This window comes from Azospirillum cavernae (assembly GCF_003590795.1).
In the GTDB taxonomy this organism is placed as follows: Bacteria; Pseudomonadota; Alphaproteobacteria; order Azospirillales; family Azospirillaceae; genus Azospirillum; species Azospirillum cavernae.
On the sequence record NZ_QYUL01000002.1, the window covers coordinates 340380 to 352874 of the forward strand.

Below are 12495 nucleotides of genomic sequence, written 5' to 3' on the forward strand. Positions count from 1 at the left end.
ACAATCAATCGCCTAAAAAACAGACAGACGCCCGTTCACGCGGCGATCAGCTCGAAGCGGTCCACATCGACCATGCCCCGGTCGGTGATCTTCAGATGCGGGATCACCGGCAGCGGCAGGAAGGCCAGTTGCAGGAAGGGTTCAGCCAGCGGGCAACCCATGGCGCGGACGGCGGCGCGCAGGGCGCGCAATTGAACCTCGACCGTCTCGAACGGCTCCAGGCTCATCAGGCCGGCCAGCGGCAAGGCCAATTCGCCGACCACCCGCCCGTCGCGCACGGCGACGAAGCCGCCTTGCAGTTCGATCAGCCGGTTCACCGCGACCGTCATGTCGGCGTCGCTGGCGCCGACGACGCAAATGTTGTGGCTGTCATGGCCAACCGACGACGCCAAGGCCCCCGCGCCGATGCCGAAGCCCTGGACGAAGCCGCGCCCGATGTTGCGGTTGACGCCATGGCGGGCGAACACGCAGATTTTCAGCAGATCGCGCGCCGGATCGGCAACCATCCGGCCATCGACGACAGGAACCTCGATCCGGCGATGCTCGGTGATGATCTTGCCGGGCAGCAGCCCGATGACCGACTGCACCGATCCGCCCGCCGGAACCGCGAAATCGCCAAGCTCGACCGGATCGAGCTTCACCGAATCCAGCCCGACCGGCGCGACCGCCGGGCGGTTGGCGAAGCTTTCCGCCGTCACCACCCGACCGCCCCGGATCACCCGGTTGACCGCGCAGTCTTCCAGATCGTCGAGCAGCACCAGATCGGCCCGTTGCCCCGGCGCCACCAGCCCACGGTCGAACAGGCGGAAACCGCGCGCCGCCGACCAGGTGGCGGCGCGGTAGACATGGGCCACCGGCGCGCCCAGCTTGATGGCGCTGCGGATCAGATGATCCATGTGGCCTTCTTCGGCGATGTCCAGCGGGTTGCGGTCGTCGGTGCAAAAGCCCAGAAAAGGCGAGGTTTCCGGGGTGATGACCGAGGCCAGGGCGTGAACGTCCTTCGACACCGAGCCGTCGCGGATCAGCACCTGCATGCCCTTGCGCAGCTTCTCCATCGCCTCGGCGGCGCTGGTGGTTTCGTGGCAGTTGCGGATGCCGCAGGACAGATAGGCGTTCAACTCCTTGCCGGTGACGAGCGGGGCGTGGCCGTCGATGTGCCGCCCGTCAAAGGCCGCCAGCTTGTCGAGCACCCCGTCCACCTTGTGGAAGACGCCGGGGAAATTCATGAATTCGGCCAGCCCCAGCACCTTGGGGTGGTTCATGTGGCGGACCAGATCGGGGGCCTCCAACCGCGCTCCGGAGGTTTCCAGCTCCGTCGCCGGAACGCAGGAGGACAATTGCACGAACAGGTCCAGCACCGTGCCGCCCGCGCTGTCGAGGAAATAGCGCAAGCCCTGCTCGCCCAACACGTTGCAGATCTCGTGCGGGTCGCAAATCGCCGTGGTGGTGCCGCGCGGCAGAACGCAGCGGTCGAATTCGCTGGGGGTGACGCAGGTCGATTCGCAATGCAGATGGGTGTCGATGAAGCCCGGAACCACGGTCAGCCCGCGCCCGTCGATCTCCTCCACCCCATCATAAGACTCATAGGTGCCGACGATGACGTCGCCGCACAGCGCGATGTCGCCCTGCGCGATTTCCCCGGTCACGACGTTGAGAAAGCGCGTGTTTTTGATGACCAGATCGGCCTTGTGGTCGCCCAACGCCTGCCCGATCCGCGTCTTCAACCCATCCCGTCCAACCGTCATCGCCGTCGCCCCGTTCGTTTGCGCGCCTGTGCGGCAAGGTGGCGCGGCGGCGCGGGTTGCGCAAGCCTGCGTTCAAGATTCGCTTGGCAAGCGGCGGGCGCTTGGGTTAGGGTCGTCTTATGCAACACGCGCTTTTCCTCGCTCCGTCGGGCTTGTCCCGATATTTTGGCCGCTGGTTTCCACCGGCGGCCTAGGATCGCGCACATGTTGCCCATCCCGAAGCCGCCCCAAGTCCTTGAGGCGGCTTTCGTGTTTCGTGTCCCCAGGCGGCGCGGCATCCAATCCAAATCACAGGACCGATCCACAGCGGATCACCGGGGCGGCCTCATCCTGATTGAATGAGGTTGTCATGTTCGATTTCGACGTCGTCACCGGCCCCACCCAAGCCCCCCAGCCTCCGGCCAGCGAACCCGCCCCGGCGGCGAACCCCGCCCCAACACCGGCCAAGGCGGACGCCCCGACGCCGTCCTGACCGGGGATTTCCCGGCATGACGGCGGCCAACGCCCGCCCGGAAAAACGTCCGAAAAAAATTCCGATGTCCGCGCAGGAGCCGCGCCCCCCGTCCGTATCCCTTCACACAGGGATGTCTGTGCAGGACGGGGCGGCGGGCCGCGTCGGAACGGAAAGGATGCCGGGTCATGGCCGACGATGCAGTCTCAAGCGTCAGTTCCATGGTGTCGAGCCTCAACGCCTCCATCGCCAACGCGGTGTCGGCGCTTCAGGCCTCGCAAACCACCACTTCCGCTGAGGAGGTGAAGACCTACGAGAAGACCGTCAAGAAATCGACGCTGAGCAACTCGGGCGCCGCCACCGACATCGGCATTCTCGCCAAGAACACCACCCGCCTGAACGTCGCCAGCACGCTGGCCGCCAACGACACCGTTGATTTCTACAAGTTCAAGACGACCAGCGCGGGCGAAGCCACCTTGGGCCATGTCGGCGACGACGGGGTGCATGTCCAGTTGATGAACCGGCTGGGCACCGTTCTGGCCGACAGCGACCCCAAGGCCGGGGATCGGTACGACTCCTTCAAATCCTTGGAAAAGGGCAATCTGACCCTCGACAAGGGCGACTACACCCTGCGCATCACCCGCGACAAGGGCGAGTCGGCCAAGGATCCGAAAAACTACGCGCTTCAGCTTGTGATGGGCAGCTACAGCCAGGATTACGACACCGTCGCCAAACAGCCCGCCAAAGGCGACAACCCGTATCAATTGTCCACCGGCCAGCAAGCCATGCTGGACGGCTTGAACACGGCGATCAGTTCGATGAATTCGATCACCACCGGCCAGACCGGCACCGAAAAGCTGATGGGCAGCTTCAGCCTGTTCGTCTGAGCGTCGGCAATGCTATGAGGCGTCTCCCGCCCCGCCGCCGGAGACGCCCCCATGCCGTCCTACACCCTGCTCACCCCCGCCGATTGCCGCCGCGTTCCCTGGAAAAACGGTCTGGGGACGACCACCGAAATCGCCGTCGAGGCGCTGACCGCCGAGCGTTTCCTGTGGCGCGTCAGCATCGCCGACGTCGCCGCGCCCGGCCCCTTTTCCAACTTCACCGGCTATGATCGGCTGATCGCCGTGATCGAAGGGGTCGGCATGACCCTGTCGGTGAATGGCGGCGCCCCGGTGGCGCGTCGGCGGATGGAACCGGCCTTCGCCTTCCCCGGCGAGGCGGCGGTCGATTGCGCCCTGCTCGACGGGCCGATCCGCGATTTCAACCTGATGCTGGACCGCGCCAACGCCACAGGGGCCGTCACGCTGCTGAGCGGCGGCGACTGCCTCGCGTCGGGCGAGGTGGTGCTGGTCCACGCGCTGAGCGGAACCACGCGGGTGCGACCCGCCGACGGCGACGCCATCCCGGTTCCGCCCGGCCACAGCCTGTTGTTGCGCGGCGTGACGACGGCTCTTGTGTCGGCTCTCGACGGGGCCGAGGCCGTCGTCGCCGAAATCCGCCGCCGTGAAAGCGGGGTTGCGGCCTGAGCGCTTGACCATGTCGGCGCATCTTTGTACCGTTCGGTCATAATTTGAACGAAAGGTACAAAGATGCGCCGTTACCTCGCCCCCCATCTGCCCGCCACGCCGCTGACGCGCAGCCTGCTCGCCGGGCTGGGGGCTGTTCTGGCCGTCGGGCTGGTCGGGGGCTTGAGCCTTCAGGTGGGCACGCCTTTGCTGATGGCGCCCTTCGGGGCCAGTTGCGTTCTGCTGTTTTCCGTACCGGGCAGCCCGCTGTCGCAGCCGATGCACGTCGTCGGCGGGCATCTTCTGTCCACACTGGTCGCCTTGACGCTGCGTCTGGCTCTGCCGAACGAGTGGTGGGCGGTGGCGCTGGCCGTTGGGTTGGCCATCGCCCTGATGGCGGCGTTCCGCGTCACCCACCCGCCCGCCGGGGCCGATCCCATCGTGGTGTTCGCCGCCGATCCCGGTTTTTCCTATTTGCTGACGCCGGTGCTGGCCGGGTCGGTCAGCATGGTGTTGATCGCCGTGCTTTACCACCGGCTGACCAGGACCCCCTACCCGATGAAGCCCGCCTGATGGCCCGCAGCGTCGCCGAACGCGCCGACGTCCTGCCCGTTCTGGGCGAGCTGTTCCGCGCCCATGGTTTCGAGGGGGCCAGCCTTGCCGTGATCGCCAAGGCCACCGGGCTTGGCAAGGGCAGCCTGTATAATTTCTTCCCCGGCGGGAAGGAGGAGATGGCGGCGGCGGTCCTCGCCAACGTCGAAGAGTGGTTTGAAACCAACCTGTTCGCCCCGCTGTCCGACGCGCCCGACGGGCCGGCGGCCATCGCCGCGATGTTCACGGCGGTGGACGGCTATTTCCGGTCGGGCCGCCGGATGTGTCTGGTCGGGGTCTTCGCGCTGGGCGACATCCGCGACCCGTTTAGCGCGCGGATCCAGGGCTATTTCCAGCGCTGGGTCGATGCTCTGGCCGCCGCTCTGGTCCGCGCCGGACAGGACCCGGACGAGGCGCGGGGCGTGGCCGAGGAGGTGGTGGCGGGCATCCAGGGCGGGCTGGTGATGGCGCGCGCCACCGACGACCCGGCGCTGTTCGGGCGCGTGCTCGACCGTCTGCGGCGGCGCTGCGGGCTGGCGGAATAGCCGCCGTCAGGCGGTTCCCAGCGGCTCCATCGTCGCCAAGCCGTCCCGGCCCTTGTCGCTCCGATCCGGGCCGCTCCGATCCGCGCGCGCCGCCGCCATGGTCAACGCCTGCCAATAAAGATCGAGCAGCGGGGCGGGCATGCCGCCCTCCTCATGGCCGGGCAGCGGCAGAACAGCGGCGGCGTGGGCCAGCGCGGCGGTGGCCGCGTTCACGCTGCGCGTCGCCGCCTCGCCAATCAGGGACAAGGTTTGCGCCAGCGCCGCCGCGTCGAAACGCAGCAAGGCCGGGGCGACGGTCAGTTGCGCCGCGCCGCCGCGCAGACGACCAATCGCCACATAAACATCGAGCAGATCGGCGCGATCCTCCGGCCGCAGCAACGCGGCGACGACGCGGTTGCCGGTCAACGGGCCGCCGCCGTCAAACTCGTACATCGTCGCGCGTTCTGTCTGCCGCAAACGGCCCAGCGGGTGGATGCGGGCGGTCAGCGGCGCTGCGGTCAGGCGCGCGGCCTCGTCGAACAGGTCGGGGTGGCCGCCCTCGCTGAGCACCACCAGCGGGGCGTCGGTCGCCGCCGCCGTCGCCAGCAAGCGGGATAGGAACGCCAGCGGGTCGGTCGGCGTCGCCGCGTCGCTGGCCGCATCCGCCGCCGCGTCCTGCAACAGCCCGGCGCCCCGGCGCAGCATCGCCTCGGCAAAGCTGATGTCGGTGTCCATGGCGCCTCTCCCCTTGTTCGCGGTTGGGGGCTGTTTGTAGGACAAGCGGGCGGGTCGGCTCAACCGTTTGCGCGTCAGTGGGGCGGATAGACGCTGGTGACGCCGGACAGGATGGTCTGCGCCGCCAGCGCCGCCAGCACGATGCCCAGCACCCGGCTGACCGTGTGGATCACCGTGCGGCCCAGCATCTTGCGCACCATGTCGGCCCCCAGCAGAATCAGCGTCACCCCGCCGATCACCGTCGCCGCCGCCCCCAGCACGCTGAGTTGCCCGGCCACCGAGCCGCCGGAACGGTCCATCAGCAGCAGGATCGAGGTGATGGCCCCCGGCCCGGCGATCAACGGCACCGCCAGCGGAAAGACGGCGACGTCGTGGGCGTCCTCGTCGGTCAAGGCCGCGTCGGTGTCGCGCTCCTTACGGTCGGAGCGTTTGCCGAACAGCATTTCAAAGGCGATCCAGAACAACAGCGCGCCGCCGGCGATGCGGAAGGCGGGCATTTCGATGGTCAGGGTTTCCAGGACCAGCTTGCCAAAATAGGCGAAGAAGACGAGCACGGCGAAGGCGATGGCCGTGCCGCGATAGGCGATCATCCGCTTTTGCCGCGCCTCGAACCCGCGCGTCAGCGCGATGAACAGCGGCACCAGCCCCGGCGGATCGACCACGACGAAAAAGATCACGAGGTTGCTGATGTAATCGGACACGGGCGCGGCTCCTGTCGCAAGAGTGTCAAAGACCGACGGCGGGCTGCGGCGGCCCGATTGGATCCCCCTGGACGCGCCCGAACCAACGAGCGTCGTGATAGGCGTTCTTGAACCAGCCCCGCCCGCGCGTCGTTCCTTCGTACCGGAAGCCAACCTTTTCCAGCACCCGATCCGACGCGCCGTTGCCCAGCAGCGTCCACGCTTCCATGCGGTGGAGGCCGAACAGGTCATGGCCGCAGACGACGACGGCGCGCATCGCCTCCGTCATCACGCCCCGGCCCCAGAAAGCGGGGTGAATCTCATAGCCGACGCCCGCGCAACTCCACTCCCGCATGAAGTAGTTGAAGCGCACGGCCCCGATGAAGGCGGCGGTCTGGCGTTCTTCAATGATCCAGGAGCAACCAAGCCCATGGGGGAAGGCGCCCGCCATCATCTGGGCGAACTCCCGGCCCTGCTCTGGCGTCGGGTCGTCGGGCCAATTGGAAAACTCCGTGACGCCCGGCGTCGCCAGCAGCGCGCGAAAGGGTTCGGCGTCCTGCGGCGTCACCGCGCGCAAAAGGAGCCGGTCGGTGGTCAGCACCGGAAACTCCGTGACCTCGGCCATCGGCATTGCGCGCGTCCCCTCGCCCGTTTGTCAAAAATCGGTTTGTTGGCGCAATCATAGGCGCGCCCAGCCTGGGCGTCACGCCCCGTTCAGCGCCGGACCGAAAGCGTCCAGCCCGGCAAAACCGGCGGGGGTCAGGCGGTAGGTTCCGCGCGCCACCCGCTCGAACCAGCCATAGACGTCGCGCTGCAACAAAGCGCCGACGTCCTTCGGCGCTCCGGCGGCCCGCAACGCCGCCACCGTCTGCGGCCCGTCGCGCAACAGCCGGGCGCAGCGCAACGCGTCCTGGCGATAGGCGGTGACGATGGGCACGCGGGTCGAGCCACCCCGGTTGTGATCGCCGACCCGGCGGGCGTGTTCGCCCAGCAAGCGGGTGGTTCGTTTCTTGTCCTTGCGCGGAACATAGGGGACGGGGTCGAGCAGGACGGTGACGCGATGCCCCTCGGCCAGCTCTGGATCGACGATCATCAGCCCAACGCCCAGACGGCGGCAGAGCTTTTTGACGCCCGAATCCAGCGGCGAGGCCCCGGTCGCCCGCCGCCCCGGCTGCGGCACCGCCAGATAAACCAAATCGGTCACGGCCAGCCGGTCCACCCCCTGAAGCACCAGATCCAGGGTGAAGCGCCGTTTCAACTCGACGATGACCGGCGGCTCGTCGCCGCGCACGGCGACCAGATCGCAGCCCTTGACCTCGCCCTTCACGGCGTAGCCCTGCCCTTCGAGAAAGGCTTTCACCGGGGCGTAGAGGTCAGTTTCAGCGGCGACGGTCAAAAGTCGCCCGTCAGCACGTCGATGGCGCGGCGGATCTCCGCGCGGGCCGTGAGCAAAGACGCCACCACCGGCCCGATGTCGGACACGGCGACCGCCGCCATTTCAGGCGTCATCGCGACGAACGTTTCATCCGCCACGGTGACGACCGGCATGATGTCCCGAATTGGCTTCGGCGCCTTTGCCTGCCGCACCAACGGAACCACCAACTTGGAGCGGCTCACCTCGACATAGTCGCCCTGAACGATCAGCAAATAAGGAACCGGGTGATCGCGTCGGCTTCCCGCAACCGGATTGCGGCACACATCCAGGAAACGCATCAAAAAAGCCGTAGCTCGTCGCTGAACAGGCCATTGGCGTCAATGTAGGCGTCATAAGCGGCGAAGGCTTCCCGATTCTCCTCGACCCATTTCTGGATCTCGGCTTCGGTCGCGCGGGGTTTTTCGCGCGAAGTCTTGGCCGCGCTCTCTTCGACCACGGCGCGGTGAACGGCGAAGCGGCTCATGACGGTCATCTCCTGCACCTTGACATGCCGAGTATGACCCATGAGCCGAACGCCGTCCAGAGACGCGGGGGGCGGAGGCGCAGGCGGAGCGTTACGCCGCCGCCTTCTTCTTGCTCAGAATCGCCAGAATTTCCGCCGCCGCCTTGGGGATGTTGGTGCCCGGCCCGTAGATGGCCGCCGCGCCCGCCTTGTAGAGGTAATCGTAATCCTGCGGCGGGATCACGCCGCCGCACACCACCAGAATGTCGCCCGCGCCCTGGCGGCGCAGCTCCTCGACCAGTTGCGGCACCAGCGTCTTGTGACCGGCGGCTTGGCTCGACACGCCGATGACGTGCACGTCGTTTTCCACGGCTTGGCGCGCCGCCTCGTCCGGGGTTTGGAACAGCGGGCCGATGTCCACGTCAAAGCCGATGTCGGCGAAGCTGGTGGCGATCACCTTGGCCCCACGGTCATGGCCGTCCTGGCCCATCTTGACCACCAGGATGCGCGGACGGCGGCCTTCCTCGGCGGCGAAGGCGGCGACGTCCTCCTGGATCTTCTTGAACCCGGCGTCGCCCTCATAGGCCGAGCCATAGACGCCCGACACCGAGCGGATGACCGCGACGTGACGGGTGAAGGCCTTTTCCAGCGCGTCGGAGATTTCGCCGACGGTGGCGCGGGCGCGGGTGGCGACCACCGCCAAGGCCAGCAGATTGCCCGACTTGTCCGTCGCCGCTTGAGTCAGCGCGTCCAGCGCCGCGCGGCACGCCGCCTCGTCGCGGCTGGCGCGGATGGTCTTCAGGCGGGTGATCTGCGATTCGCGGACGGCGGTGTTGTCGATGTCGAGAACGTCCACGCCCTCCGGGTTTTCCGGGCGGTATTTGTTGACGCCGACGATCACCTCTTCGCCCCGGTCGATGGCGGCCTGACGGCGGGCGGCGGCCTCCTCAATCAACAGCTTGGGCATGCCGCTTTCCACGGCCTTGGTCATGCCGCCCAGCTCTTCCACGCGGTCAATCAGCTCCATCGCCGCCTTGGCGAGGCTGTGGGTCAGATTCTCGACGTAGAAGGAGCCGCCCAGCGGATCGACCACCTTGGTCACGCCGGTTTCCTCGGCGATGACCAATTGGGTGTTGCGGGCGATGCGGGCGGAGGTCTGCGTCGGCAGGCCCAGCGCCTCGTCAAAGGCGTTGGTGTGCAGCGACTGCGTGCCGCCCAGCACCGCCGCCATCGCTTCGATGGTGGTGCGGATGACGTTGTTGTAGGGGTCTTGCTCCGTCAGGCTGACGCCCGAGGTCTGGCAATGGGTGCGCAGCGCCAGCGAGCGGGCGTCCTTCGGCGCGAATTTCTCCTGCATCAGGGTGGACCACAGCAGGCGCGCGGCGCGCAGCTTGGCGATCTCCATGAAGAAATTCATGCCGATGGAGAAGAAGAAGGACAGGCGCGGCGCGAATTTGTCGACCGGCAGACCCTTTGACATCGCGGCGCGGACATATTCCAGACCGTCGGCGATGGTGAAGGCCAGCTCCTGCACCGCCGTCGCCCCGGCTTCCTGCATGTGATAGCCGGAAATCGAGATCGAGTTGAACTTCGGCATGTGCTGCGAGGTGTACTCGATGATGTCGGCGATGATCCGCATCGAGGGTTCGGGCGGGTAGATGTAGGTGTTGCGGACCATGAACTCCTTCAGAATGTCGTTCTGAATGGTGCCGCTCAACTTGTCCTGGGACACGCCCTGCTCTTCCGCCGCGACGATGTAACCGGCCAGGATCGGCAGAACCGCGCCGTTCATCGTCATCGACACCGACATCTTGTCGAGCGGGATGTCGGAGAACAGGATCTTCATGTCCTCGACGCTGTCGATGGCGACGCCCGCCTTGCCGACGTCGCCGACGACGCGCGGGTGATCGCTGTCATAGCCGCGATGGGTCGCCAGATCGAAGGCGACCGACAGGCCCATCTGCCCGGCCTTCAGGTTCGCCTTGTAAAAGGCGTTGCTGGCCTCGGCGGTCGAGAAACCGGCGTATTGGCGGATGGTCCAGGGCTTCACCGCGTACATCGTGCCGCGCGGGCCGCGCGTGAAGGGCGGGAAGCCCGGCAGCGTGTCGAGTTCCAGCCCTTCCAGATCGGCGGCGGTGTAGAGCGCCTTGACGTCCAACCCCTCCGGCGTCTTCCACACCAGCTTGGAGAGGTCGGCGTCGGCGCCGAGATCCTTGGCGGCCAGCTTGTCCCAATCGGCAAGGCTCTTCTTGGGGAACTCGGTCATCGACGCCTCCTGGTGGCTTCTTGTGCGCGTGGGCGGTCTTTGAAACCCATCCCCCGCCGTTGCTGAGCGGCGGCGGGGGATGGGTCGGTGCAGGGCGTTTCCAACCCCAGTTACGCGAATTCCACGATCTTTTGATCGACCGCCAAGCTGCTGCCCGGGGCGGCGTGGATTTTCGCGACCGTGCCATCCTGGGATGCCCGCAGGATGTTTTCCATCTTCATCGCCTCGACCACGGCCAGCACTTCGCCCGCCTTGATCTCCTGCCCTTCCGTCACCGCCAGCGAGACCAGCAGGCCCGGCATCGGCGACAGCAGGAACTTCGACATGTCCGGCGGCGCCTTCACCGGCATCAGCGCGTCGAGACGGGCGGCGTTCGGCGTCAGCACCTTGACCATCGCCTGCGCGCCGGAATGGTGCAGGCGGTAGCCGACGCCGACGCGGTCAACCTGGATGCAGACATGCTCGCCGTTCACCGTGCCACGGAACAGCGGCTCGCCGATCTGCCAATCGCTCCACACCGTGTGGTGCTTGCCAGCGATGTCCACCGTGTAGCCGACGCGCTGCGGGCTGCCGTCGGCGGGGTGCAGATGCACCGGGTGCGGCGAGCCGTCGAGCACCACGACCCAATCATCGCGCACCTTGACGGTGTTGCCCGCCATCTTGCCGGAGATCTGGATGTCGCGGTCGTTCAGGCTGCGGTGGATGACCGCCGCGACCGACACCAGCACCGCCGGATCGTCGGGCGGCAGATCGGAGGCGTGGAAGCCGTTCGGGTATTCTTCGGCGATGAAGTTGGTGGTCAGACGGCCATCGACGAAGCGCTGGTTCGCCATCAGCGAGGCCAGGAACGGGATGTTGTGGCTGACGCCCCGGATGTAATATTGGTCGAGCGCCTCGCGCATCCGGCCAATCGCCGCGTCGCGCGTCGAACCCCAGGTGCAGAGCTTGGCGATCATCGGGTCGTAGAACATCGAGATCTCGCCGCCCTCGAACACGCCGGTGTCCACCCGCACATGCGGGTCGTCCGACGGCGGCCGGTAATGCGACAGACGGCCGGTCGAGGGCAGGAAGTTGCGGAAGGGATCCTCCGCGTAGACGCGCGCCTCGATGGCCCAGCCATGCAGACGGACGTCCTCCTGCTTGATCGTCAGCTTCTCGCCCGCCGCGACGCGGATCATCAGCTCGACCAGATCAAAGCCGGTGATGAGTTCCGTGACCGGGTGTTCGACCTGAAGACGGGTGTTCATCTCCAGGAAGTAGAAATTGCGGTCGCCATCGACGATGAATTCGACGGTGCCCGCCGATTTGTATTGCACGGCGTCGGCCAGCGCGACGGCCTGTTCGCCCATCGCCTTGCGGGTGGCGGCGTCCAGGAACGGGCTGGGGGCTTCTTCGATCACCTTCTGGTGACGGCGCTGGATCGAGCATTCACGCTCGCCCAGATACAGCGAGGTGCCTTGGCCGTCCGACAGAAGCTGAATTTCGATGTGGCGCGGCTGCTGAATGTATTTTTCGACGAACACACGGTCGTCGGCGAAGCTGGAGCGCGCCTCGTTGGTCGCCGACCGGAAGCCCTCGCGCGCCTCCTCGTCGTTCCAGGCCACGCGCATGCCCTTGCCGCCGCCGCCCGCCGACGCCTTAATCATCACCGGATAGCCGATCTCGCGGGCGATTTTCACCGCCTCTTCGTCATCCGCGATGACGCCGAGATAGCCGGGAACGGTGGAGACGCCCGCCGCCTTGGCCAGCTTCTTCGATTCGATCTTGTCGCCCATCGCCCGCATGGCGTGGGCGTCCGGGCCGATGAAGGCGATCCCGGCGGCGGCGAGCGCCTCCTGGAAGCCGGGCTTTTCCGACAGAAAGCCGTAGCCGGGGTGGACGGCCTGCGCGCCGGTCTTCTTGCAGGCGTCGATGATCTTGTCGATCAGCAGATAGCTTTGCGCCGAGGCGGGCGGGCCGATGTGAACGGCCTCGTCGGCCATTTCGACATGCAGGGCGTTCTTGTCGGCGTCGGAATAGACCGCCACCGTCTTGATGCCCAAACGACGCGCCGTGCGGATGACGCGGCAAGCGATTTCGCCACGGTTGGCGATGAGAATTTTCTCAAACATGCGGCCA

Annotated in this window: 14 protein-coding genes; 5 read left to right on the plus strand and 9 right to left on the minus strand. The window is 66.7% G+C overall.

The window, feature by feature from the left end; translation table 11 throughout:
- Positions 1-35 precede the first annotated feature (35 nt).
- Positions 36-1745 carry an adenine deaminase gene (ade, locus tag D3877_RS13035; RefSeq protein ID WP_119831233.1) on the minus strand — a complete coding sequence of 570 codons (1710 nt, stop codon included), beginning with the start codon at positions 1743-1745 and terminating at the stop codon, positions 36-38.
- A 349-nt stretch (positions 1746-2094) separates the two neighbouring features.
- Between ade and D3877_RS30850 the strand changes: the two genes are divergently transcribed.
- The 5 genes from D3877_RS30850 (at position 2095) to D3877_RS13055 (ending at position 4840) form a co-directional block, all read left to right on the plus strand.
- Complete coding sequence (locus tag D3877_RS30850; RefSeq protein ID WP_274379631.1) at positions 2095-2217, plus strand: hypothetical protein; 123 nt, start codon at positions 2095-2097, stop codon at positions 2215-2217.
- 167 nt (positions 2218-2384) lie between these two features.
- Complete coding sequence (locus D3877_RS13040; protein ID WP_119831234.1) at positions 2385-3083, plus strand: hypothetical protein; 699 nt, start codon at positions 2385-2387, stop codon at positions 3081-3083.
- Positions 3084-3134: 51 nt separating this feature from the next.
- Positions 3135-3725, plus strand: coding sequence for a HutD/Ves family protein (locus D3877_RS13045; RefSeq protein ID WP_119831235.1), 591 nt, complete (start codon positions 3135-3137; stop codon positions 3723-3725).
- A gap of 63 nt (positions 3726-3788) precedes the next feature.
- Positions 3789-4277, plus strand: a complete 489-nt coding sequence (locus D3877_RS13050; protein ID WP_119831236.1) for an HPP family protein — start codon at positions 3789-3791, stop codon at positions 4275-4277.
- On the plus strand, positions 4277-4840 hold the full coding sequence (locus tag D3877_RS13055; RefSeq protein ID WP_119831237.1) for a TetR/AcrR family transcriptional regulator: 564 nt from the start codon (positions 4277-4279) through the stop codon (positions 4838-4840). Before D3877_RS13050 ends, D3877_RS13055 begins: the two co-directional genes overlap by 1 nt.
- A 6-nt stretch (positions 4841-4846) precedes the next feature.
- Here the strand turns inward: D3877_RS13055 and D3877_RS13060 are convergent, their stop codons facing one another.
- From D3877_RS13060 to D3877_RS13095, 8 genes are all read right to left on the minus strand, one after another.
- The gene (locus tag D3877_RS13060) at positions 4847-5554 is read right to left on the minus strand and encodes a hypothetical protein (RefSeq protein WP_238474874.1); all 708 of its coding nucleotides are present in this window, start codon (positions 5552-5554) and stop codon (positions 4847-4849) included.
- A 74-nt stretch (positions 5555-5628) separates the two neighbouring features.
- Complete coding sequence (locus D3877_RS13065) at positions 5629-6255, minus strand: MarC family protein (RefSeq protein ID WP_119831238.1); 627 nt, start codon at positions 6253-6255, stop codon at positions 5629-5631.
- A 25-nt stretch (positions 6256-6280) separates the two neighbouring features.
- A complete protein-coding gene (locus D3877_RS13070; protein WP_119831239.1) occupies positions 6281-6865 on the minus strand; it encodes a GNAT family N-acetyltransferase in 585 nt (194 codons plus the stop codon).
- Positions 6866-6937: 72 nt separating this feature from the next.
- Positions 6938-7630: a DUF2161 domain-containing phosphodiesterase gene (locus tag D3877_RS13075; RefSeq protein ID WP_119831240.1), complete on the minus strand. Its 693-nt coding sequence runs from the start codon at positions 7628-7630 to the stop codon at positions 6938-6940.
- Positions 7627-7947, minus strand: coding sequence for a CcdB family protein (locus D3877_RS13080; protein WP_119831241.1), 321 nt, complete (start codon positions 7945-7947; stop codon positions 7627-7629). The genes D3877_RS13075 and D3877_RS13080 overlap by 4 nt, the downstream gene beginning before the upstream one ends.
- Positions 7947-8132, minus strand: a complete 186-nt coding sequence (locus D3877_RS13085) for a type II toxin-antitoxin system CcdA family antitoxin (protein WP_119832419.1) — start codon at positions 8130-8132, stop codon at positions 7947-7949. Before D3877_RS13085 ends, D3877_RS13080 begins: the two co-directional genes overlap by 1 nt.
- A gap of 91 nt (positions 8133-8223) precedes the next feature.
- On the minus strand, positions 8224-10377 hold the full coding sequence (gene scpA, locus D3877_RS13090; protein ID WP_119831242.1) for a methylmalonyl-CoA mutase: 2154 nt from the start codon (positions 10375-10377) through the stop codon (positions 8224-8226).
- A 110-nt stretch (positions 10378-10487) separates the two neighbouring features.
- Positions 10488-12488, minus strand: a complete 2001-nt coding sequence (locus D3877_RS13095) for an acetyl-CoA carboxylase biotin carboxylase subunit (RefSeq protein WP_119831243.1) — start codon at positions 12486-12488, stop codon at positions 10488-10490.
- Between the last annotated feature and the right edge of the window lie 7 nt (positions 12489-12495).